Annotated in this window: 21 protein-coding genes; 14 read left to right on the forward strand and 7 right to left on the reverse strand. The window is 49.2% G+C overall.

Annotation, left to right across the window (positions count from 1 at the left end; translation table 11 throughout):
• Positions 1-11 precede the first annotated feature (11 nt).
• Positions 12-587, reverse strand: coding sequence for a DUF1415 domain-containing protein (locus UM181_04665; GenBank protein WQC64699.1), 576 nt, complete (start codon positions 585-587; stop codon positions 12-14).
• 662 nt (positions 588-1,249) lie between these two features.
• Between UM181_04665 and UM181_04670 the strand changes: the two genes are divergently transcribed.
• The 10 genes from UM181_04670 (at position 1,250) to UM181_04715 (ending at position 9,591) form a co-directional block, all read left to right on the forward strand.
• Entirely contained in the window at positions 1,250-1,435 is a 186-nt protein-coding gene (locus UM181_04670) for a hypothetical protein (GenBank protein WQC63899.1), read from the forward strand.
• A complete protein-coding gene (locus UM181_04675) occupies positions 1,422-2,606 on the forward strand; it encodes a TRAP transporter substrate-binding protein (GenBank protein ID WQC63900.1) in 1,185 nt (394 codons plus the stop codon). Before UM181_04670 ends, UM181_04675 begins: the two co-directional genes overlap by 14 nt.
• A 112-nt stretch (positions 2,607-2,718) precedes the next feature.
• Entirely contained in the window at positions 2,719-3,231 is a 513-nt protein-coding gene (locus UM181_04680; GenBank protein ID WQC63901.1) for a TRAP transporter small permease, read from the forward strand.
• 12 nt (positions 3,232-3,243) lie between these two features.
• Positions 3,244-4,575, forward strand: a complete 1,332-nt coding sequence (locus UM181_04685; GenBank protein ID WQC63902.1) for a TRAP transporter large permease — start codon at positions 3,244-3,246, stop codon at positions 4,573-4,575.
• Between the two features lie 231 nt (positions 4,576-4,806).
• Positions 4,807-5,544 (forward strand): 2Fe-2S iron-sulfur cluster-binding protein, encoded by a 738-nt coding sequence (locus UM181_04690; protein ID WQC63903.1) that lies wholly within the window; start codon positions 4,807-4,809, stop codon positions 5,542-5,544.
• A complete protein-coding gene (locus UM181_04695; GenBank protein ID WQC63904.1) occupies positions 5,537-5,869 on the forward strand; it encodes a succinate dehydrogenase in 333 nt (110 codons plus the stop codon). The genes UM181_04690 and UM181_04695 overlap by 8 nt, the downstream gene beginning before the upstream one ends.
• Positions 5,866-6,207 (forward strand): succinate dehydrogenase, cytochrome b556 subunit, encoded by a 342-nt coding sequence (gene sdhC / locus UM181_04700; GenBank protein ID WQC63905.1) that lies wholly within the window; start codon positions 5,866-5,868, stop codon positions 6,205-6,207. Before UM181_04695 ends, sdhC begins: the two co-directional genes overlap by 4 nt.
• A gap of 8 nt (positions 6,208-6,215) precedes the next feature.
• Entirely contained in the window at positions 6,216-7,973 is a 1,758-nt protein-coding gene (locus UM181_04705) for an FAD-binding protein (protein WQC64700.1), read from the forward strand.
• Entirely contained in the window at positions 7,970-8,926 is a 957-nt protein-coding gene (locus tag UM181_04710) for a fumarate hydratase (GenBank protein WQC63906.1), read from the forward strand. Before UM181_04705 ends, UM181_04710 begins: the two co-directional genes overlap by 4 nt.
• Positions 8,923-9,591 carry a fumarate hydratase C-terminal domain-containing protein gene (locus tag UM181_04715; GenBank protein ID WQC63907.1) on the forward strand — a complete coding sequence of 223 codons (669 nt, stop codon included), beginning with the start codon at positions 8,923-8,925 and terminating at the stop codon, positions 9,589-9,591. Before UM181_04710 ends, UM181_04715 begins: the two co-directional genes overlap by 4 nt.
• A gap of 311 nt (positions 9,592-9,902) precedes the next feature.
• Here the strand turns inward: UM181_04715 and UM181_04720 are convergent, their stop codons facing one another.
• Positions 9,903-10,808, reverse strand: coding sequence for a LysR family transcriptional regulator (locus UM181_04720; GenBank protein ID WQC63908.1), 906 nt, complete (start codon positions 10,806-10,808; stop codon positions 9,903-9,905).
• A gap of 483 nt (positions 10,809-11,291) precedes the next feature.
• Between UM181_04720 and UM181_04725 the strand changes: the two genes are divergently transcribed.
• The 4 genes from UM181_04725 to UM181_04740 all read left to right on the forward strand — a co-directional run bounded on the left by UM181_04725 (position 11,292) and on the right by UM181_04740 (position 17,013).
• On the forward strand, positions 11,292-12,758 hold the full coding sequence (locus tag UM181_04725) for an NAD-dependent succinate-semialdehyde dehydrogenase (GenBank protein WQC63909.1): 1,467 nt from the start codon (positions 11,292-11,294) through the stop codon (positions 12,756-12,758).
• Positions 12,759-12,806: 48 nt separating this feature from the next.
• Positions 12,807-13,841 (forward strand): zinc-binding dehydrogenase, encoded by a 1,035-nt coding sequence (locus tag UM181_04730; GenBank protein ID WQC63910.1) that lies wholly within the window; start codon positions 12,807-12,809, stop codon positions 13,839-13,841.
• A gap of 198 nt (positions 13,842-14,039) precedes the next feature.
• Positions 14,040-14,663, forward strand: coding sequence for an alpha-ketoglutarate-dependent dioxygenase AlkB (locus UM181_04735; protein WQC63911.1), 624 nt, complete (start codon positions 14,040-14,042; stop codon positions 14,661-14,663).
• Between the two features lie 544 nt (positions 14,664-15,207).
• Positions 15,208-17,013: an adenylate/guanylate cyclase domain-containing protein gene (locus tag UM181_04740; protein WQC63912.1), complete on the forward strand. Its 1,806-nt coding sequence runs from the start codon at positions 15,208-15,210 to the stop codon at positions 17,011-17,013.
• A gap of 290 nt (positions 17,014-17,303) precedes the next feature.
• Here UM181_04740 and UM181_04745 read toward each other — a convergent pair whose 3' ends face one another.
• The 5 genes from UM181_04745 to UM181_04765 all read right to left on the reverse strand — a co-directional run bounded on the left by UM181_04745 (position 17,304) and on the right by UM181_04765 (position 22,554).
• A complete protein-coding gene (locus tag UM181_04745) occupies positions 17,304-17,630 on the reverse strand; it encodes a nuclear transport factor 2 family protein (protein WQC63913.1) in 327 nt (108 codons plus the stop codon).
• Between the two features lie 261 nt (positions 17,631-17,891).
• A complete protein-coding gene (locus tag UM181_04750; GenBank protein WQC63914.1) occupies positions 17,892-18,059 on the reverse strand; it encodes a hypothetical protein in 168 nt (55 codons plus the stop codon).
• Positions 18,060-18,088: 29 nt separating this feature from the next.
• Positions 18,089-18,502, reverse strand: coding sequence for a hypothetical protein (locus UM181_04755; protein ID WQC63915.1), 414 nt, complete (start codon positions 18,500-18,502; stop codon positions 18,089-18,091).
• A gap of 513 nt (positions 18,503-19,015) precedes the next feature.
• On the reverse strand, positions 19,016-20,125 hold the full coding sequence (locus UM181_04760; GenBank protein ID WQC63916.1) for a VOC family protein: 1,110 nt from the start codon (positions 20,123-20,125) through the stop codon (positions 19,016-19,018).
• A gap of 500 nt (positions 20,126-20,625) precedes the next feature.
• A complete protein-coding gene (locus tag UM181_04765) occupies positions 20,626-22,554 on the reverse strand; it encodes a PhoX family phosphatase (protein WQC63917.1) in 1,929 nt (642 codons plus the stop codon).
• Positions 22,555-22,716 lie beyond the last annotated feature (162 nt).

A 22,716-nucleotide genomic window follows, 5' to 3' on the forward strand; every position in this document is an offset into this window, starting at 1 on the left:
CATAAATTTTTCTATCTCCCCCAGGGACAAAGAGCTTCAACCTGTTTACGGCCCAATTTATTCAATGTTTTTATGTTTTCTATGTAAATCTTCTCAGGCTCTGCAACGTGGGCCAGGGCCCTACTCAATTGATCTTGCCGCAGAAGATGTATGGTTGGATAGGGAGCGCGATTGGTAAATTGGCTAAGATCATCCGCAGGCACCCCCTCGAATTGATATCGGGGATGAAAAGAGGCCAATTGCACATGCTCTATCAGATCTGTTTGCTCTAATAAATGCTGAAACCAATCCAGTAAATCAAGGTAATCATCAAATATTTCAAAGCCTTGGGTAAACATAAGCAGGCTCGTGGCAATGTCATTTTCGTCAGCCTCAAGCAAGCGCTCTACTTCATTCACATAGAACTGTTTTAAATCTGCGTCCCCGGTGGCATCGCAAATAGCATAATACACTTGATCTTGGGCTATGACTCCAGAAGAAAACGGGCATAAATTCAAACCTACCACCATTTGATCAAGCCATTGACGGGTGTTTTTGATGATATCTTGATGCGCTACAGAGGCGGCTTTCGGGTCAAACTTATTGATACCAAGGCTCCTTTAATCTGCCAAATTTATGCGTATTATATCTATATCTTTAGATCATGTTCTTGTGGAAGTGATCATTTAATTTGCGGCAAACCTGCCTGTCGGCCGCGCGGCTTTCGCTTCAATTGAGAGCAACCTAACTATCCCAACCAATCCAAGCACCGTTTCATGGTTGCAAAAAAGCTGCTTTAACCTGAACTGCATTGGGCCCAGCGCCGATCACAATGTTTCTAAAAGGCAGTTATGGTTCAGATGTATGATTTCAACCATGAGACCATGCGCCAAATGGATGAGCATTATATCTGACAAATTGAAAAACAGGCTTGATAGGGTTCATAGACCAAGCGGGCTACCTAAACAGGTGACCCCCGACTGTATTTAAACAGCCATAGGCTCACATTTTCAGGCAGCAACAACGCTTTATGCTCAAAGGGGTATACGGGGATTGCATGCATTGCTGTGCGTCCAAGTGAAATGACCCTATTCGCGGGGGCTTGACGCAGGTCCGATCAGCTGTGGCTCGTGCCTTTCGAAATATAAGCGTATTTTATAAATTTTTTCTTACATAAATGATAAGTATTTTTCAAATTAAACCGCTTGCATAAACTTTGTGTAAGAACTTCTATATATAGGAACCATTTCTAGCCGGAGCACATCATTCAATGTCACTTTATCTATCTGCCGCATTCTTGGCCATATTCGCGTTGAATGTCGCCTTGGGGTCGATAGATGGCCCAGTTTTCTTATCCGATGTCGGAGAGATGATGGTTCTGTTAGCCGCGTCAGCGGTTTTCGTCGTTGCAATTCTTAATAAAGAATCCAGCCGGAAAAATAATGAAGACGGCTGATAATCCAAACAAGGGAGGGTTTGTTTTGACAAAAGACTATAAAACACTGAAATCGGCCGAGCGCCGCAATTTCTTAAAACTGGCCGGTTCTGGCAGTTTCACGGCCGCAATGGTGGCCGGCGGGGCGGGTATGCTCTGGTCAACGGAAGCAATTGCCCAAACGGCCAAAGAGGAAAAAGAGCGGGAAGCCGCCGCCGATCACATTATGACGATCGCCACCGCCTATATTTTGGGCGCCTCACGCAGCTATCCGATTATGCAATTGGATCTCAAAGAAAATATCCAAAACGCGACCAATGGCAAAGTCTACGTCAAACTGGCCGCTGGTGGCCAGCTGGGCGCCGGTGGCGCGCTGGTTCAAAAAGTTCAAAGCGGCACGATCCAAGCTGCGCAGCACTCGCTTTCAAACTTTGCGCCTTTTGCTCCGACGGTTGATTTGATTAATATGCCATATCTTTGTGGTTCAAATCAGCGTTTCACGAACCTTGTAGGCTCTGAATTCTGGAAAAGCAATGTTGAGCCAAAGGTCGAGGAAAATGGCTTTAAGCCGCTATATTACGTGAATATCGATCCGCGGGTCGTTGCGGTGCGCAAAGGCGGCAATGCGGTTCTCACGCCCTCTGATCTGAGTGGTGTAAAATTCCGCGTTCCCGGCTCTAAAATGCTTCAGCAATATTACCGTATGGTTGGCGCAAACCCAACACCGGTTGCTTGGGGTGAAACGCCTTCTGCGATCAAGCAAGGAGTTGCGGATGCGCTGGACCCTTCTGTGGGTGCGCTTTACGTGTTTGGGTTCAAGGATATCTTAAGCCATGTAACCTTCACGCAGGCGGTTCCAGATGCACAAGTCTATTCTTGTAACTTGGAATGGTTCAACGCCTTGCCAAGCGATATACAAGAGGGTGTGTTATGGGGGTCAGATATGACGCGACACCAGAACCTTTCAAAAGTTCCATCAGCGCGGGAATTTGCCATGTCTGAGCTGATCAAATCAGGCGTCACATTCCACAACCTCAGCACTGATCAGCTGGCCGAGTGGGAAGCCGCTGGCGGCTATCAGCGCCCAGAATGGGATGAATTCAAAGTCGAACTCGCAGGCTCAATGGATAACTTTGCAAAGCTTGAAGAAGCTGCAGGTATTCAGGGCAAATATTACGTGCACGACGCCTAGTTCCTCCGAGGGGCGCTCCTTAGGGAGCGCCCTGAAATCTTCAGCCACTTGGCTGTAACGCTGGCCGCGCTTGATCTGCGCAGATGCAACTGACCCTTTCAACAGGATAAAAATGCAGTTCTTTCGAAATATCGATGAAAATGCCGAACGCTGGGCGCTATTGACCTTATACGTGATGCTGGTTCTGACGATGGCGATTGAAGTCTTGCGGCGTGAAATCTTTGCCTATTCTTCGATCTGGGGCGAAGAAATCGTGCGCTACAGTTTCATTTATTTGGCGTGGGTCGGCGCCGCCGTTGCTGTCAAAGAGCGGGGTCATATCCGCATTGATGTTATCCTGCATTATCTCGGCAATCGCGGCAAAGCGTTAATTTATATTTTTGGGGATATGGTGATGATCGTGGTCGCTGTTATTGCGCTGTATTGGTCATTTGAAACGGTACATGTGTCCTGGAAATTCGGCTCGGTCAGCCATGGACTACGGATATCGATGGTCTGGTTCCTGATGGCGGTTCCAACAGGTTTTAGTCTGGTGATTTGGCGTCTTATTCAATCTTTATTGCGCGACATGCGCAGCCTTCGCAGCGGCACGCCCGTTTATGAAGGCGATACGTTGTTCGATTAAGGGGGCCGCGCCATGCTGTTTACCGGAATGCAAGAACAGATTGTGGAATTGGGTTGGGATTTTTATCTGCCCGTGATGCTATTTGTATGTTTGATTGCTTTGGCAGTTCCCGTCTGGGCCGCCATTGGTTCTGCGGCAATCTTAATGCTGGTTTTGTCAGGAGATTTACCGCTTAATCTGATTGGCGAAAGCCTCTTTACGGGCATTGATGCATTCGCTTTGACGGCCGTGCCTTTGTTCATTCTGACGGGGGATGTGCTGGTGCGCACCGGGCTGAGCCGGAAATTCTTAGATGTTGCCGACGCCTTGACGCAATTTGCAAAAGGTGGATTCGGCTCAGCCACAGTGCTGGTATGCGGTATGTTTGCGGCCATTTCTGGCTCAGACGCTGCAGGCGCCGCTGCCGTAGGCCGAATGACGATCGCGCGATTGGTTGAAAGCGGTTATCCACGCCCTTATGCCTGCGCGCTGGTCGCTGCCGGGGCTTGTACGGGGATTTTGATCCCTCCGTCCATCGCCTATATCATTATCGGGCTTGTTCTGGGGATATCCGCCTCCACCTTATTTCTTGCGGCTTTAATACCGGGTTTGGCTATCCTCTTTTCTATCTTGACCACCAATCTGGTGGTGAACCGCATCTACGGATATGAAGGCGGAGGAAATCTGTCGGCCCGAGCCTATTTTTTAAATTTGGGAAGATCCTTGGGATCGGGTTGGTACGCGTTTATCGTGCCCGGTATCATTTTTTACGGTATTTTTTCAGGGCGTCTTACACCCACCGAAGCTGGAGCCACCGCGGTTGTGGTAACCATCACAATGGGCTTCATACTGCGCAGCTTAACGCTTGCCGATTTTCCAGCGATGTTGATCGGATCAGCAAAGGTGAATGGGGTGATCTTACCCATTATTGCGTTCTCGGCACCCTTGGCCGAAGCGCTGGCAATCATGGGTGTTCCGCAAGGGTTTGTGTATTCTGTCACCTCACTTACCGAAAATCCTGCTTTGCTCATCTTATTGATGATCGCAATATTGGTGGCGGCGGGCTGCGTCATGGAAACCACGCCCAACATCGTGATCCTTGCGCCTATTTTGAAACCCTTGGCCGATGATATAGGAATGAATGAGATCCAGTTCTGCATCATGATGATCACAGCGCTTGGGGTTGGCTTCATCACGCCGCCACTAGGGCTGAACCTATTCGTTGTTTCCGGAATTACCGGCGAATCAATTCTCAGAATTGCAAGCCGCGCGGTGCCGTTTGTATTTTTCATGCTGCTGGTTGTGTTACTAATCGCTTATGTGCCCGCGATCTCTACAACGCTGCTTCCAGATATTTATAAGTAGGTCGGATGCGAAGCATGATATCTCAAAAATATCTAAAACAGCGCTTGCTGCGGGATGAACCCGCGACAAAGCGCAGAGCTTGTGACAACTCTTTGGCCGGCTTCACCGCGTCTTTCACCATCCTTTTTTTGCGGAGGTGATGGAACAGGCAAATAAGAATTTATCGCTTTTTGTGGCCAATACGCGTAATTTCAACATCAGAAACTGCAACCAGAACATCTTGAGGGTGCCTTGCAACAGACAAATATAAATACTCTTGAAGTCACGGTTCAGCGCGGCACCCATGACGCCCCGCAGGATGAAATATTTCAAGTCCCCGCCTATGAAAATCAAACAATCCTGGATGTTGTTTCATGGATCCAACATTATGCGGATCCAAGTTTGACCTATCGCTTTGCCTGCCGCGTGGGCATGTGTGGCAGCTGCGCCATGATGGTGAATGGAGAGCCACGATGGGCGTGTCGAACGCATGTAAACAAAGTGCTTGATAAAAATAAAATGCATATTGCTCCGCTTCGAAACCTGCCCGTGATTAAAGATCTTGCGGTTGATATGGATCCGTTTTTTGATAAATGGACACAGGCCGAAGGCAAGCATCATCCAACACAAACCCGAAACGATCCCATTGCGCCTGTGCAGCCTGAAACGGCCGCGCGTGTCGAGGCGAATGCGGGCATCGAATGTATAAATTGTTCAATTTGTTATGCCGCCTGCGATACGGTGGCTGGAAATCCTGATTATCTGGGACCGGCCGCCTTGCAGCGGGCATGGACCGTGTTCAATGACGCTAAGAATGAAAGCAAACAGGTGATTTTAGACGCGGTCTCTGGCGCATCGGGCTGTCACAACTGCCATTCGATGGGAAGTTGCACGCATTATTGCCCAAATGACCTTGATCCAATGTCTGCAATCAGTGGTTTAAAGCGCGAAACCGCCAAGGCTTTTTTCAAAGGACGCACAAATGCTTGATCTAAAGCTCTACATGGCGCAGCGGATCAGCGCGATGATCATGGGCCCTTTGGTTTTGGGGCATCTGGCCGTGATGATTTACGCCATTCAAGGGGGTCTGAGCAGCGCAGAAATCTTATCGCGGACGCAAGGCTCAATATTCTGGTTTGTCTTTTATGGAACATTTGTGATTGCCGTCTCTGTTCACGCTGCCATTGGAATGCGCGTTATTATGCATGAGTGGTTAGGGCTAAAAGGCGTTACTTTACCGCTGTTCACATGGTCGCTTTGTTTGATTTTGTTATTTATGGGGGCGCGCGCTGTAACGGCCGTGACATTGCTATGAAGGCGCCTGCGCGGGCGCATCCGCTCTGGCTGGCCTTCATGCTGCATAGGCTTTCTGGTTTGGCACTGGCCTTGTTTTTACCGGCGCATTTCTGGCTATTATCGCTGGCACTCACGCAGCCGCAGCGGTTGGATTCATTTTTGCAGTTTGCAGAAAATCCAATCGTAAAAATTGCTGAATTTGGTCTGGTGTTGCTTTTATCAGTGCACATATTTGGCGGCTTGCGCCTTTTAGCACTCGAATTTATGCCTTGGAGCCACAGCCAGAAAACGCTTGCCGCCGGCGCGGTGGGCCTGTCGCTATTCATTTCCACCATATTTTTATTGCAGGCAGTATAAACATGCCCATGAAACCCAATATAGACCGCCATGACACGGATATTTTGATCTTAGGAACCGGCGGAGCAGGTCTGTTTGCTGCGCTGCACGCGCAACAATCAGCACCGCCCGGCACCAAGATCACAATCGCCGTAAAAGGGCTGATTGGGAAATGCGGCTGCACCCGAATGGTCCAAGGTGGATATAATGTTGCGCTTGGCTATGGCGATACGGTTGAGCGCCATTTTATGGATACGATCAATGGCGGCAAATGGCTGCCCGATCAAGACATGGCGTGGCGGTTATGCGAGCAGGCCGTCGTGCGGGTACGCGAATTGGAAAACGAGATAGGCTGTTTTTTTGATCGCAATTTAGATGGCACGCTTCATCACAAAGCCTTTGCGGGACAAACGGCGGATCGCACCGTGCATAAGGGCGATTTGACGGGGATCGAGATTATCAACCGTTTGATGGAACAAGTTTTATCGCGCCCGATAGGACGGCTCCAGGAGCATCGCGCCATCGGGTTGATCCCCACGCCAGATGGGTCGGCTTTGGCAGGCGTTTTAATGATTGACATGCGCACAGGTGGCTTTCGGTTTGTGCGCGCGAAAACGGTATTGATGGCCACAGGCGGCGGTCCGACAATGTACAAATATCACACCCCATCCGGTGATAAAACGATGGATGGTTTGGCCATGGCGCTGCGCGCTGGTGTGCCCTTGCGCGATATGGAAATGGTGCAATTTCACCCCACTGGATTATTAGCGGGCGCGCATACGCGTATGACTGGAACCGTGCTGGAAGAAGGGTTGCGGGGCGCGGGTGGCCAATTGCTGACGCATGCAGGTCAGCGGTTTATGTTTGATTATGACGATCGAGGAGAGCGGGCAACGCGCGATGTGGTCAGCCGCGGCATTTACGCCGAAATGCGCAAAAACAACAACCCAGCCCAAGAAGGTGTGTTCATTTCGATGGCGCATCTTGGTCCAGATAATGTGCGCAAGAAATTTAAGGGCATGGTCAATCGCTGTGCAGATAGCGGGTTTGATCTGGCCGCTGGAAAAGTCGAAGTTGTGCCCACCGCGCATTATTTCATGGGGGGTGTTGTGGTGGATGTTGACACCCGCACCGCGTTGGAAGGCCTTTATGTGGCTGGCGAAGATGCAGGGGGCGCGCATGGCTCTAACCGATTGGGCGGGAATGGCGTGGCCAACTCTACGGTTTATGGCGGGATCGCGGGCGATATTATGGGGCAAGATATCCAGAAAATGGGGGCGCTGCGCCCAGCTGATGAGGATATTCTGGCCGCTGAGATCGAACGAGCCCGCCATCCACTTACCCATGCCCCCGCGCCGGTCCAGCCTTTGCGTCAAAAACTGCAGGAAGCAATGTGGGAAGACGTCGGCGTGATGCGGACACAAGCGGGGATGACCCGCGGGCTGAAACGCATCGCCGAAATTTCAGACGAATTAATGGGTGTTGGCGTGGCCCCTGACAATCTAGCCTTTAACCTAACATGGCATGATTGGCTAAACATGCGTTCCCTATGTGACGTCTCCGAAGCCATTGCCAAAGCCGGACTTGCGCGCGAAAACTCTCGCGGGGCGCATTTCCGCGAAGATTTCCCCGAACCTGGCGAAATGGACACGTCCTATTTTACCATCGCAAATGTAAAAGACGGTGCAGTCAACGTGACCCGGGCCCCCGTTGAATTCTCCATCGTTCGCCCAGGTGAAACCATCCTGCCTGACAGCGAACCCGAAACATTGGTAGCATCACAATGATAGCCATCGACCTGATCCAAAAAACAGCACGCATATTGATGGACAAAGCCGCCATCGAAATCCCCCAGGATTACCTTGAAGGATTGGAAGCAGCGGCCAAGACCGAAGATGGCGATTTGTCATCCTTTGTTCTGAAAGCCATGCTTGAAAATTACGAGGCCGCCAAAGAAGATCGCCGCGCAATTTGCGGCGATACCGGTGTGCCGCGCTGGTTCGTCAAAATGGGCAATGAGGCGCGGGTAGAGGGCGGGATGACGGCCCTTGAAACGGCGTTGCGCCGTGCCACTGCTGAAGCCACCAATGGGGTGCCATTGCGCCCGAACCGCGTGCATCCGCTGTGGCGTACCGACCATAATAACAATGTCGGGATCGGCGCCCCCGAAATTGAATATGGGTTTGAGCCGTCTGGAAACTGGATTGATTTGATCACAGTGCATAAAGGGGGGCTTTTTGGCACTGATTATCGTATGTTGTTTCCCTCGGATGGGATTGAAGGCATCAAGCGCTTCTATCTTGATTGCCTTGTCGCGTTCGGCAAGCGTGGCCTTGCCTGTCAGCCGGCAATTATAGGCATCGGATTGGGCGGCTCAAAGGATACCTGCATGGCGCTGGGAAAACGCGCTTCGGTGTTGCGCGTGGTGGGCAGCCGAAACTCTGACCCGAAAATTGCCGCATTGGAAGACCAGTTCAAAGAATTGGGAAATTCTATCGGGATGGGCGCGATGGGATTTGTTGGTAAAAATATGGTTATCGATTGCAATATCGAGGTGGGCTATTGCCATACAGGGGGCATGCAAATGTCTGTGCACGCGTTTTGCCTTAGCTCTCGCCGGGCGGTGGCGCGCCTCTTTTCCGATGGGCGCGTTGAATACCGCACCGATCCCGATTGGTTCACCCCCTATCAGCGACGAGAGACTGTGGATTGGGAACCAACAAGGGAGGCCGCCGAATGAAGCCGCGGGAGATTGTTTTAAGCACCACCCCAAGCGCCGCCGAGATTGCAGAATTGCGCCTTGGCGATATCGTTTACCTTGATGGGTTGATGTACACGGCCCGCGAGGGCGTCTATACGCGCGCTTTGGATCAGAAAGCCAATATTCCTCTGGAATTGCCCTCGAAAAGCGCTGCAAATTTTCATTGCTCGCCAGCCGCGCGGATCAATCCGGATGGCTCCTTTGACCTAGGGGCTGTAACCGCAACGGCGAGCTTTCGCTTTGCCAAATGGTTGCCTGAATGGATGGCAAAGACCGGTGCCAAATTGATCATTGGTAAAGGCGGCATGTCATCAAAAGATTATAAGGACTATTTTGTGCCCAATGGAGCCGTCTATTTATCAACCGTGGGCTATGGCACAGGCGCCTTGTTGGGGCGCGGCGTTGAATGCGTTGAAGCGGTGCATTGGACCGAGGAATTGGGGCTGGCACAGGCGATGTGGGTGATTAAGTGCAAAAGGATGGGGCCATTCATCGCAGCATCGGACTTGGATGGAAACTGCCTTTTTGAGCGAGAAAATGAAAAGATCAGCCAAAACCTAGACCGCGTCTATGAAGGCACGAAACCTGCCGTCTTAAAGCGGTTCGGGGAAACCGACGACCGGAACGAGGAACTGATCGGATAACCCAGATGGCGATCTGCACTTATAGGTCTCAAACCTTCAATCTATGGAAGATCCCGATTTTTAAATGTCAGGTCTGAATCGGACATGGCGAGCCAGAGATCTGCGTAGTTCGGTCGCGGCCAAAACCGGCTGCATCTGGACAGACCAGTTTGGTTTCACGCGCCCTTTGCTAAAATCGTCCGAGCCACGCATATATGACAGGCGATATTGTCAGACATGCGTAAAGTACCGGCGCGGCTTGGAGTCCAGAGGGCCCGTTTGTTACTCTCAGAATGGCCGCGTTTCTCAAAAAGGCTGTTCGCATTCTACGTTTAAATTTGCTTATTCGCTTCAATTTCTAGGCGACCGATTGCAACGGCTTCCTGGATCGCGGTGTTTAAAGCGTCAAGCATTTGTGATTTTGGATTGTCACTGCGATAGATCAGGATCAATTGTCTGCTTGGGGCATCTTCCCCCAAAGCGATCCGTTTAACGGGCAGTGGATTGGGGCTTTGAACGCATCTTTTTGGAACGATTGAAACCCCGAGATTTGCCGCCACCATACTGGCGATCGATTCAAGACTTTCAAGTTCCATCGTTTCCTCGACTTGAATTTTATACCGCTGCAACCATTCGTCGATAAGCCGCCCCACAACGGCGTTACGGGTGAAGCGTATGAACGGGTTTTTTGCCAAAAGTTCTGTTGGTTCATCCGTTTGGGTGTTTTGCGAGGCCAGCAAATGCATGGCCTCAGTGGCAATGAACTTTGAGCCAATCGATCTTGGTAAAAACTCTGGCCGTGATATGATTGCAGCGTCTAATCTGCCCCTCTCAATTTCAGCGATAAGATTTAAAGTAAGCCCGGGATTCACGCGAACATGCACGTCATTGAAGCGTTTTTTAAGCAAATTTACGGTCAAGGGTGTTAACCCTGTCAATGTTGTCGGCAACGCACCAAGCGCAATTTCTCCTGATAAACCGGTATCTTCCAATACTGAGGGCACGATATCCTCATACGCATGAACGACCTTTCTGGCTTTCTTTACAATTTCTCGTCCAATTGGCGTTAATTCGGGGGTACGTTTTGACCGGTCAAATAAAGTAACCGCCCACTCATCTTCCAAAGCTTTCATTTGTTGGCTGACAGCCGCGTGGGTAATGAACACATCATCGGCGGCGGCGCTGAAAGTGTGGTTATTATCAATCGCGATAAGCGTTTTCAGCATTCTAATAGTCATAAACGAACCTATTTTTTATATTTTATATTACTGAACCTACTCAATTATATTTAAAATGTTAAGTTGAGCTTAACCTTTTTCGATGAGCAGGGGTTAAAACCTGCATGATCGATCGGGGTTGCATTTATTCCTCTATAAATCTTTCTGAATGCCAAATTATGCCATCGCATTGGGTTTGGGGCGGCTGGTGTAAAGTTTTAAGGCGCGCAGTACTCTTGCCTGAAAACAAATTCTATTCGTGAATTTAAACACATAGATATTCTTAAGGCTGCAGGTAACGAAGCGGATAAGCGCGTTGCTTTAAACAAGAATATCCACCAAATTTATGCGTGACGCCGGATTTTCAACCGCTATTCCATTAATTTATCTTACAAAAAATGTAAATCTGTTTTGCTTTTATGTAGATTTACTTTCAGCTATCAACGAATAAGCGCGCTCTTGATAGGCCGCTTCACTCAAAACACGAGATCCGAAAGAACGCAAATGGCCGATTTCAAAGGTATGTTGCAACAGTCGAACCTTATTGGTGGCGCCTGGTGCAATGCTGATAACGGGGCGACGCTTGATGTTTGCAATCCCGCAAATGGTATCAAACTTGGCACTATTCCAAATTGTGGCGCTGTGGAAACGGGGCGCGCGATCGCGGCTGCGTCTACGGCCTTCACCGACTGGTCATCCAGCGATTTAAGTTTTCGGGTAAACTTACTGCATAAACTGCATGATGCCCTAATGGACAATCAAAATCCACTGGCGCATTTACTGACCGCAGAGCAGGGTAAACCCTTAGCCGAGGCGATGGGCGAAATAGCGATTGGAGCGGCTTATATCCGATGGTTTGCCGAAGAAGTGCGCCGCGCCAAAGGCGAGATAATTCCCGCGCCCTCCCAAGATCGGCAGCTTTTGGTTACCCGCCACCCGGTGGGTGTGGTCGGGGCGATAACGCCTTGGAATTTTCCATCTTCGATGCTGGCTCGCAAACTTGGCCCTGCTTTGGCCGCGGGCTGTACGATCGTGGCCAAACCGGCAAGCGCCACCCCCTATTCTGGTTTGGCATGGGGAAAATTATGCCAAGATGTGGGATTTCCAAACGGGGTCGTCAATATCGTTACGGGATCTGCGCGCGCCATTGGCGCTGCGGTAATGGCCAGTTCTGAGATCCAAAAAGTCACCTTCACAGGCTCGACGGATGTGGGCAAAATTTTGATCCGACAATCTGCAGAAACGGTCAAAAAACTATCGATGGAATTGGGGGGCAACGCGCCTTTCATCGTGTTTGATGATGCTGATCTTGATGCCGCGATTGAAGGCGCGATGATCGCTAAATATAGAAATATGGGCCAGACCTGTGTGTGCACCAATCGATTTTATGTTCAAGCGGGCATTCATGACCGTTTTGTTGAACGACTGAAACGAGCAACTGAAGCTTTAGTGGTTGGCGACGGTTCAATAAGTGGCGTTGAGCAAGGCCCTTTGATCGATGAAGCCGCGGTTGTCAAAGTAGAGCAGATGATTGCTGATGCCGTGTCAAAGGGGGCTTTGGTGGTCTCTGGCGGATCGCGGCATAAGATTGGCAGCACCTTTTTTGAACCGACCATTATTTCCGGCGCGACCGAAAAGATGCAATTTGCCACTGAAGAAATATTTGGGCCTGTATCCGCTATTTTTAAATTTGAAACAGAAGACGAAGTGATCGCCGCGGCCAATGCAACAGAGTTTGGGTTGGCCGCCTATGCGTATACAAGCTTGCTCGGGCGCATGTTTCGATTAAATTCAAAGCTGCAATACGGGATGATCGGAATAAATTCTGGGTTGATCACGACGGTCGAGGCGCCCTTTGGCGGTTTAAAAGAAAGTGGTATGGGCAAAGAAGGTGGCAGCCAAGGGCTAGATGATTACATGTCTGTAAAATATATGTGCATCGCGGGCCTGACGGCCGGCCCTTGTGATTAATTAAGAGAACGCGGGCTTCCAGCCGAAGAATGATGCGAAGGGGTTTCAATGCGCGCAGCACTTATAAAAGCTTTTAACGAAGATCTCTCAATAGAAACAGTTCCAGATCCTGACTGCCCCGAAAATGGGGTGGTTCTTGAAGTCGCCGCTTGCGGTGTGTGCCGTTCTGATTACCACGGTTGGGTTGGTGGCCACCCGAAAGTCACGCCCGGTTCAATTCTGGGGCATGAATATTGCGGCACGGTTGTTGAGGCGGGCCCTCGGGCAACTTATAGCATTGGAGATAAACTGATCGCCCCCTTTATTTTGGGCTGTGGAAGTTGCGGCGCCTGTCAGATGGGCGCCTCAAACACGTGCGAAAGCGCGATCGTACCGGGCTTTGGAACCCCTGGCGCTTATGCCGAGTTTGTGGCTGTGCCCTTCGATCATAATCTTGTGCATTTACCCGAAAACATGTCACCCGCGCTCGCCGCAGGTCTTGGATGCCGCGTAACAACCGCTTGGCACGCATTAACCGACAGGGCCAATCTGCGCGCGGGGGAATGGGTGGCTGTTCATGGCACAGGCGGAATTGGCTTATCCGCCTTATTGCTCGCAAAAATGTTAGGCGCACGCGTGGTGGTGGTGGATGTTGTAGAAGAAAAACTGGCGCATGCGCGGCACTTGGGCGCGGATGCGGCCGTCAACGCCTTGCAGGGCGATGTCGCGGCAAAGATCCGCGACATAACTTCTGGCGGCGCGCAAGTCTCGATTGAGGCGCTTGGGCATGAAATCACAACGAATGCATCCGTTGAATGCCTTGCAACTTTGGGCCGGCATGTTCATGTTGGCATGCCGTCAGGCGATGGCATGATGCATATCAACATGCGGGCAATATATGCCAAACAACTTGCATTTTACGGAACAAGAGGCATGCCCGCTTGGAAATATCCGTCATTGCTAAGCATGATTGAGCGTGGCGATGTTGACCTAAGCCCAATGCTTGATCGAGAAATTTCGCTTTCAGCGGCAAGTTCTGAACTGCGCGCAATGAGCGGCCCAACCCCTCCGGGAACGGCAGTGATAACCGCATTTTCGGGGTAAAAACACGTATATCTCGAGCTTGGCCTTAAATCGAAGCCCGATATCTAGAGTGGTTAAAATATTGATCCAAGGGCAAAAAGTTGGTCTTTCCCTTTGCGAAAAGCTCAAATTTCAACGGCCCAGCGCTGACTTCGAGGTGACAGATCTTCGCCCGCGGGGTAAACAATAAAAATAGCCCTTTGGAGCCCATAATATTAAATGAGCGATACCCCGAAAATAGCACCAACGCGCATTATTCGCGGGGTTGACCTATGGGAAACATGGCTTTCTGCAGAACACCAAATACAAATGTTGGCGGATATAAGACGTATTGTGTCACAAGCGCCTCTCTTTGAGCCAGTCACTCCATCCGGGAAAAAAATGAGCGTCCGAATGACATCTGCTGGCCTCTATGGCTGGGTCACGGATAAAAGGGGCTACCGATATCAGCCAAACCATCCAATCGGTACGAAATGGCCCCCTATTCCCCAATCTGTTTTAAACGTCTGGCATACTCTGTCAGGCACGAGCCGCAGCCCAGATTGTTGTTTGGTTAATTTCTACCAAACTGGCGCCCGCATGGGGTTGCATCAAGATCGCGATGAGGCAGACTTTGAGCAACCCGTCATATCAATTTCTTTGGGAGACGAGGCCCTTTTTCGTATCGGCAGTGAAACGAAAGGCGGCAAAACCGAAAGCCTTTGGCTGCGCTCGGGCGACGTTATTCGCTTGGGTGGCGCGGCCCGTCTGATCCATCATGGGATAGATCGTATCAAAGGCGGCAGCTCAACACTTTTAAAAAATGGTGGCAGGATTAATCTCACTTTACGGGTGGTGTCTTAAGACGCCCATTTATATACCTTGCCTTTAAAGTTCTTTCTGGGCTTGAACACAGAAAATCTCTTTAAATATAGTCGGCGTAACCTCTGGAAATCGGTTATATGCATCGCTTAAAAGGCGCATTCAGAAATGCGAGCCCTCTCAAAAAAGGGTTCCAAACCCGCAGTTACACACCCCGCGCGCCAATAGCGCTCCGCTCAAAAATACCATCAAACCCACCAGTTACTGAGACAGCGCTTAAAAGCAGAAAACCCTTATTCGAAACAACCAAAATTAGTGGTACTGAAAAATTAGTGTCATCTTTAGAAGGCCTAGAAGGCGATCATACGACCAAGCAAACCTTTGCGACTGGATGGATACCTGCCGGCGCGGAAGACATTTCAAGCCGTGGCAAGATAATAGATTAGCGCCTCAAATAGACTGGCCGATTGCCTGTAAATTAATCGAAATTCGTAACGCGCGGTAAATCTGTTTATCTGTGTCTTCTTTATGCTAGATTATGGGCGTGGTTCCATCACACTGCCAACTCGATCTAGGGAGATATTCTATGGGCGATGTTAAAAGAAAGTTTGCAACTATTCTTGCGACAGATTGCGTGGGCTTCAGCAAACATATGCTGGAAGATGAACAGGCAACCTTTGAAAGCTTAAACGCTTGCCGCGAAATCATTGACTCGCTTATTGAGCAGCATGGTGGCCGAATTTTTCATACCGCGGGGGATTCCGTACTTGCCGATTTTGAAAGCCCAATTGAAACCGTGAACTGCGCCATCAAATTCCAAGAAGCCATCCAAGAGCGCAATGAAACAATTTCAGATGAGGATCAGCGGCGAAAGTTACTTTGGAGAATTGGAATCCACTCAGATGACGTAATCTTCGAGAAGGACAATGTATATGGCAATGGTGTCAATATCGCGGCGCGCCTCGAAGCCCAATGCGCGCCAGGTCAAATTCTTGTTTCCAGAGTGATAAATGAACAGGTCGCCTCTAGAATTGAAGCGATTTCGAGAGCAGCGGGAACAAAAAAACTGAAAAATATCTCAAGCGAATTTGAGGTTTTTACCATCTCCACCGATAAAACAAATAATCTTGAAGGCGCAGACATCTCTGAAGAACAAGAAGAAACAGACCGAACACAAAAGCCAACGCTGTCTATCCTGCCCTTTAAGAACCTGAATGAAAACGAAGATAGCTCTTTTTTAATCGATGGCGTCTATGAAGACATCCTGACCGAGCTTTCTATGGTAAGGCAGCTTTCCATTGTTTCGCGCCAATCAAGCGTGAACTTTGCCGATAGCGATAAGGAATTAGATGATTTCATCGCTCAGTTTAAAGTCAATTACCTCATCCAAGGCTCGATTAGATCATCCGGCTCAAAGGTACGCGTTACGGTTTCACTATTAGAGGCTGATACTAAAGAAATCGTTTGGAGCAAGCGGTTTGACCGGAAGTTGGACGATATATTCGAAGTTCAGGATGAGATCGTTCGCAGCGTAACACAGGCGATTTTAGGCGAAATTGAGCTGGCCAGCTTAAACCGAGCAAAACGTAAACCCACCCAAAATATGAGCTCTTATGAATTCCTTCTGAGGGGGAAAGAGGGGCATCATGCGATCGACAAGGATGCCAATGCACACGCGCTTGAAATGTTCGATAAAGCCATCGAAGCAGACTCTGCTAATGCGCAAGCTTATGCATGGAAGGCCTGCACTATGGGGCAAGCATTGGGCCGTGGATGGATAGAGAAATCGCTTGAAGAGGTTATGCCTGAATTTAATAAATTGATGGATCACGCCGTCAAAGCAGATCCCAATGATTTCGAGCTTCACAGGCTTTTATGCGGCATAAGCACCATGACAGGAAAATTTAAAGCGGCCGTTGAACATGGGAAAAAAGCCTATGATATGGTGCCGAATGATCCAAGAATTTTGCAACAATACGGCGAAATTCTATTGAAAACGGGCAAAACCAAACAAGGCTGTGATTTAACATTGCTCGCGTTGGAATATGATCCGGTGGCGCAGGGTCAAACCAATAGTGATAAACGCAAAAGCGATGCTGTTTTTGGGTGCTTAATGGATGATCGGGTTGAACTGGGGTTGGAACTGGCGGAAGAAATTGAGGCTTGTTCGGAAAATATACTTCTGTTCGCCGCAGCGCTCTCAGTGGCAAAATATGGCTCTTTAGAGCAATGCCCTTGGCTGATCAAGGATCTGAAAACCTGCGATTTTGAAGGGCTGGAAGCAGCGATTGAAGAAATGGGGAGATACGACGTGGTGGTTCAAAGCACCTTACGAGAGGTGTTTCTGGATCACGTTGCAAAGCTGCAACCCAAATTGCAATTGGTAAGCTGATATCAGACCGTCTGTCGCTTAATTTGCGCCCGGTAATTTTGGGTTAAGCTCACAAAGTTCCAAGCCTGATGGTTTATTTTTAGCGCATGGTGCCCGTAGATTTAAAGATCGCGTGACACGTGCGCGCAGGCTCAGCTTACAGCCATGCAATTATCGGTGCCGCATGGATACAGCGCCCGGAAGCGCTTTGTGAGGCCAGTTTTAAGGAGCCGTTCTACCTGAACTGGCCCACAACTAGCCGTTCTAATATCCAAGAGGCTGCCGTTTCGTCAGACCCATGTCAGAGGGTTTTATTTAAGGGGTGTGGCACCTGTTTCGGTGCGCCAAAACAACCCATCTTTTTTCAGCGTCACCAACATAACGGCTTCTTTATCGCCATTTTCAAAGTCATTGAATTGGTGGATCACACAGATATCATCATTCTCATATAGACAGCGCCTGTTTGTAACGCTCTCATTTGTCATGGCCGCAGTCATCATCTCAAGCGTCATATCAGATTTTTTCATAACCTTCCCGTTGGAATGAAATTTGAATTGATAATCCTCATGAAGCAATGCGATCCAGGCTGCAGCGTCATTCTTATTCCAAGCCTCTTCCCATTGTTCAAAAACTGCCATTTTCATTTCCTTTTCAAATTTCAAAACCACTCTAGGCATACCCGCCTGTATTTCAATCTCTGATATTCAATTGAGTAGTCTATAATTGTTAAAAAGCGCTTACTTTAAACACCATAACTGCGCGCGGCGCATTATGCGGTGGCGAGTATTTTGACACATTACAGCATAATATTAAGCGATGGGACCATAGCGTTAAGTCGCGTTTTCCATCTAAAACAACACCCAGAAACCACGGGTTTTTGGGCGTGGACCAGCACGGCTCTAGCCTTCGTTTAATAACGTAAGTTCAACACGCGCGTTCCAAAGTTGCACGCAATCTTCGCAGGATATGCTGACTTTGCGCCGGGCACGATATGCGGGATGTTTGCGACATCCCTCTGATAAAATCTCTAGTAATTCAATCTTGCGCTTATCTCGCTCATTCAACATGTTCTTGACCTCGCGGTAAAAATTTTGCTTCAGCTTGGGGGTTGGGGATTATTGGCTGGGTTTGAATCTATTACGTTAATTTCTATAAGATGCAGCGTCTCGCCAAGGTTTTGTAAAGATTTTTCCACGACGCCGGCATGGGCTTTCGAATATACTTGCTCATTCCCAAGATAAAACGCGAAAGATTTGAGATGTTTGGCTTTCTTCTCAGGGTTTTCAATCGTGGCTTTGGTCCAATCATAAAGGTGATATTGCGCGATATCATTGCATTCCGCTTCTTCGCAATATTCCCGAAACGCATCAAAAGTGCAGACCAACTGCATTCCGTTCTGCTGGGCAATTTTCAGCACCGCTTGCGACAAAGCCATCGTCCGCGCACCGCGCAGATCGGCCGATAATACCTCAGAGGTTTTGATCCGGATTTGATATAACCATTCAGACATTTCGGTTCCTTTTATTTTGCGCTTAGACGCGCCGCGCTCACGCCGTATCATAAGAGGCGCGTATCAGCAGCACCAGACATTTGCGGGGCAAACGAGCGCACCCGCTTTAGATCCACAACGCGTCACCCATATTTAAATTCAACCCCAAATATATTTTATCAGACAGGGCGTTAAACGCCGACCCTGCGGTATTTTTTTGTATAAAATTTGGTAAGGCTGACTTTAATGAATAAAAATACACAGTCAAAAAAGAATAAATAAAGAACAAAAGTAATTTTGTTCTTGTAATGTTCTTATATTTGATTTAAAAACGATGTGAGGCGGCTCGAGTTACGGCAGTGATGGTGTAAGACAATCAGCCAACTACGGCCGCCTTCAATATTTTTCGCACACAATCCAGCATACCCATCATCCAGCCTTGTGTTAGCGCAATGCAGGCCCAAAGAACTGATGCGTTGCGCAAACCATTTTGCAATTTCAACGCCAAACCAGCACGCCGCAAGACGGGTGGTTTTATTGCCTTACCCAATCATGGTGAACCACGCCTGACCGCGGATCTGTACGGCTGTCATCAAACCATTCTAGCAAGTGTTCAATCCCATCAAGCGCCTGCAAACGTAAAGGTTCTAAGGCAATCTTGGCTTCTATTGGATCTCTGGTAATGGCTATAAATTCGCACTCACCTGTTTGAACAACGCTTCGTCGAATACGGTCTTCTCCCAAAGGAAAATTTTGAATGTTCTCTAAAAACGCCTCGGTACAGTTGGTTTTCACCTTAAAGCGCACAACCGACAAAACCTGCATTTCATCTTTCAGGCGGCGCGCATTCTCTTCGATATAAAGATCGAACACCACTGGCCCAGATCTTACCTCAAGCAAGCCACCATTTGGAAAACCCACCAATTTATCGCTGAAACTTTCTAAACCGCTGAAACGGACAGGCGCATTTTCGTGGTCATCATAAGCGGCGTCAAAAAATGCAATGGTCAAAATCTGATTATCGTGGGTGACCAGCATATGTTGCGAAAGCGCACCCGACAAAGGCGCATCGGTAAGGCTCTGCACAATGTCTTCCACAAACCCGTCTTTGGGAATATATCTTGAGATTACCGCAAATTTTGCAGCCGTATTATGTGAAGGTTCAATCCCTGCGCGCAACGGCACCGCTTTGCGTTGTTCCTGCATCGTTTCCGTGCGCGGCGCTTGTAGCTGCAGCTCTTGATGCACCTCAATAACGTTGCCCTCCGGGTCATGAAAAAAAATCTGGTGCCATTGCTGCGAGAACGTGGTTCCATAATCCGCAAATGGGATCCCATGTGCATCAAGATGGGCCTTAAATGCCGTTATATCATCTGTCCGAAAAGCTATATGACCGTTTTCGACCGGGTTGATATGGCGTTTGTTTTTTGCGGCAACGTTTAAGTCTTTTTCGGCCAAATGCATTTGCATACTGCCTTCGGTGACAAATTTAATTTTGCCGTCATACCCGTCGACCTTCGTCGCCTCGGTTCTTACAAATTGCTGGGCGGGAATGGGCTGCATTTGCAAAATATCTCGATAGAAAAGATCAAGGCCTTCCACATCTTTGGAAACACAATTGATGTGATGAAACTCTATTTTCATAAAGGACCCCTCTTTTTTGGAGCACGCTCTGCGCGTGTTGCTGTGCCGTCTTACCCACTATTTGAGTTTATCCGCATAAGGATAGCGCAAGCCAACGCCCACATCCATAACCACTTGTAAAAACAGCATAACGAATGAACTTAAGGCATCATTGGCCGAGCAAGCAGCCACCGCGCGGGTGCAAATAATTGAGATCTAATCCCTTTGGGCCTGCCCATTCTTGCGCCCACAAGAAAGGCTGGCGGGCATAGAGGGCGGCTTAACGCACCCAAATATAAAGCCCAAAGCCCCACCCATCCTGGCGCCGCCCTACCACACTGTGGCTTGGCTTTAATCAGCGTGGTTTGGCGCGGAAGCGCCCGAAAATATAGTAATATTCGTCAATCACACCGCTGCGATTAGATTTGAAAGCCCATTAGAAAAAATGTGAAGCCGGGCCACTGGCTATGCCAAAACCCGACAATTGAAAGCCCTCTCTCAGCGCCCTTAAACCTGCGCCCTCAACCAAGCGCAGCGCCATCATCGCGGCGGATCGCAATAATGGAAGATCGCGGGGTTTTATCACCACCATCTGGCCAGTTCGACTCTCCCCGCTCGCCCGGATGTTGCACCCCAACAAACACGGTTCTGCGATCTGCAGCCCAAGCAACACCGGTAATTTCAGCCTGTTTTGGCCCCACCAAGAACCGGCGAATTTCACCCGTTGCCGGATCGCCGATCAGCATTTGATTGTTGCCTTGACCGGCAAAATCTTTTTCGTTCGAATAATTCCCATCTGTCTGGATCCATAGCAACCCTTTCTCATCGAAAGACAGACCATCGGGTGAATTGAACATATTGCCCATATTAACATTCGCCGATCCTCCCCTTGCATCGCTGTGAAGGCTGGGATTTCCCGCCATGACAAAAAGATCCCAGGTAAATGTGTCGGCCGTATGATCGGCCTCGCTGGGCCACCATCGAACGATCTGTCCATATTTATTGGCCTCGCGCGGATTGGGGCCGCCCACTGGGGTTTCATCCCCTCCGGCATTCGGTTTCACACCACGGTTTTTATTGTTGGTGAGGGCGCAATACACTTCCGCTTTTAATGGATTGGCCGTCACCCATTCGGGACGGTCCATGGTTGTTGCACCCAAAGAAGAGGCCGCCAAACGCGTATGGATACAGATCATCGCTTGCTCCATACCAGTGGTTTCCGGGGTCAAAGCAAGCCAGGTGCCCGTGCCATCGGCGTCAAATTTTGCGGCGTAAAGCGTGCCTATCTCCATCAATTTATCCGTATCGCCGCCTTCCGCGTAATAGCCATCCGACACATAGCGATACAAAAACTCACCACGCTCATCATCGCCCATATAGATCACGATCCGGCCATCGGCGTTCACAACCACTTCGGCATTCTCATGCTTAAAGCGGCCCAAAGCCGTGCGCTTTTTAGGCTTAGAGCTCGGATCATAAGGATCAACCTCGGTAATATAGCCGTGGCGGTTCGCTTCATTCTGCTCTTGAGAAACGTCAAAGCGTGGATCAACTTTCCACCATCCATAGCCACGATCTTTGCCACTAACACCATAGCGCTTTTGCGCCGCATCTTGCGTAAAACTGTCTGGATCTGCTGTGCCAAAATATCCGTTAAAGTTCTCTTCACAAGCCAGATAGGTGCCCCAAGGGGTGCGCCCATTGCCGCAATTATTAAAAGTTCCCAACACGGTGACACCTTGCGGGTCGGCATTTGTTTTCATCAAAGCATGCCCGCGAGCAGGGCCGGTAATCTCCATCGGCTCATCCGGCGTGAATCTGCGATTATAGCGCGAATCTTTGACAATTTGCCACCGGCCATCGATCTCTTTAAGCTCGACCGCCGTTAACCCATGCGCATTTTTACCCTTGTTAATATCATCATCGGTGGCATATTTGCCGTCAGGATTATTGCCCCACATGACCGATCGGTTTGTATATTCATTATTCGCAATCAATATTTGATGCCCATCTTGATCGGTGAAAATCGCCATCCCATCATTGTTATCGCCAAACGCACCGGCTTGGCTGGCCGCGGTGCCGCGGGTTGCATGGTCAAATTCTGGAATATCTGAAAACAGAGGATCTCCCCAACGCGTTGCAACATGCCAATTATACCCTTTGGGCACCACGACCGTGTCTTTCGTGCTGACGCTTACGGCTTCGAAACCAAACCGGCTTGTCGCCGCATGGGCGGAGACCGGTGTCAATGCAGTGGTGGCCGCGCTCAAGCCCGCAACGCTGCCCATTGCGATCACGCCCCCTAAAAAACCACGCCGCGAAATTGCGTCTTCAACGATCGCATCAAAATCATGCCATTTCGATCTAGGGTTGATCGCCTCATCAAATGCATCAAAAGACAGATTATGTAATTCATCCGTGGATAGATTAATTTGTGAACGTTGAGTCATGTGAAATCTCCCCTGAAAATAAAATAAGTATTAATTTATATCCAAAAGCATATCTTCAAGCGGTCTAGCGCGTCAAGCGCGTTTACCCCAGGGCACCCTTACGCTGTAAAATACACAGCAAATATAAGGTGACGCAGGCGTAGCCCCTATTGAGAAACAAAA

Source organism: Alphaproteobacteria bacterium US3C007, from assembly GCA_034423775.1.
Classification (GTDB): Bacteria; Pseudomonadota; Alphaproteobacteria; order Rhodobacterales; family Rhodobacteraceae; genus Thalassovivens; species Thalassovivens spotae.

What these genes read in the sequence shown, in the direction of transcription:
- UM181_04675 (WQC63900.1), top strand. Translation starts at nt 1,422, where the DNA reads ATGAAGACGGCTGATAATCCAAACAAGGGAGGGTTTGTTTTGACAAAA.
- UM181_04760 (WQC63916.1), bottom strand. Translation starts at nt 20,125, where the DNA reads ATGAAAATAGAGTTTCATCACATCAATTGTGTTTCCAAAGATGTGGAA.
- sdhC (WQC63905.1), top strand. Translation starts at nt 5,866, where the DNA reads ATGAAGGCGCCTGCGCGGGCGCATCCGCTCTGGCTGGCCTTCATGCTG.
- UM181_04765 (WQC63917.1), bottom strand. Translation starts at nt 22,554, where the DNA reads ATGACTCAACGTTCACAAATTAATCTATCCACGGATGAATTACATAAT.
- UM181_04705 (WQC64700.1), top strand. Translation starts at nt 6,216, where the DNA reads ATGAAACCCAATATAGACCGCCATGACACGGATATTTTGATCTTAGGA.
- UM181_04680 (WQC63901.1), top strand. Translation starts at nt 2,719, where the DNA reads ATGCAGTTCTTTCGAAATATCGATGAAAATGCCGAACGCTGGGCGCTA.
- UM181_04725 (WQC63909.1), top strand. Translation starts at nt 11,292, where the DNA reads ATGGCCGATTTCAAAGGTATGTTGCAACAGTCGAACCTTATTGGTGGC.
- UM181_04745 (WQC63913.1), bottom strand. Translation starts at nt 17,630, where the DNA reads ATGGCAGTTTTTGAACAATGGGAAGAGGCTTGGAATAAGAATGACGCT.
- UM181_04750 (WQC63914.1), bottom strand. Translation starts at nt 18,059, where the DNA reads ATGTTGAATGAGCGAGATAAGCGCAAGATTGAATTACTAGAGATTTTA.
- UM181_04695 (WQC63904.1), top strand. Translation starts at nt 5,537, where the DNA reads ATGCTTGATCTAAAGCTCTACATGGCGCAGCGGATCAGCGCGATGATC.
- UM181_04755 (WQC63915.1), bottom strand. Translation starts at nt 18,502, where the DNA reads ATGTCTGAATGGTTATATCAAATCCGGATCAAAACCTCTGAGGTATTA.
- UM181_04720 (WQC63908.1), bottom strand. Translation starts at nt 10,808, where the DNA reads ATGACTATTAGAATGCTGAAAACGCTTATCGCGATTGATAATAACCAC.
- UM181_04715 (WQC63907.1), top strand. Translation starts at nt 8,923, where the DNA reads ATGAAGCCGCGGGAGATTGTTTTAAGCACCACCCCAAGCGCCGCCGAG.
- UM181_04730 (WQC63910.1), top strand. Translation starts at nt 12,807, where the DNA reads ATGCGCGCAGCACTTATAAAAGCTTTTAACGAAGATCTCTCAATAGAA.
- UM181_04740 (WQC63912.1), top strand. Translation starts at nt 15,208, where the DNA reads ATGGGCGATGTTAAAAGAAAGTTTGCAACTATTCTTGCGACAGATTGC.
- UM181_04685 (WQC63902.1), top strand. Translation starts at nt 3,244, where the DNA reads ATGCTGTTTACCGGAATGCAAGAACAGATTGTGGAATTGGGTTGGGAT.
- UM181_04670 (WQC63899.1), top strand. Translation starts at nt 1,250, where the DNA reads ATGTCACTTTATCTATCTGCCGCATTCTTGGCCATATTCGCGTTGAAT.
- UM181_04735 (WQC63911.1), top strand. Translation starts at nt 14,040, where the DNA reads ATGAGCGATACCCCGAAAATAGCACCAACGCGCATTATTCGCGGGGTT.
- UM181_04710 (WQC63906.1), top strand. Translation starts at nt 7,970, where the DNA reads ATGATAGCCATCGACCTGATCCAAAAAACAGCACGCATATTGATGGAC.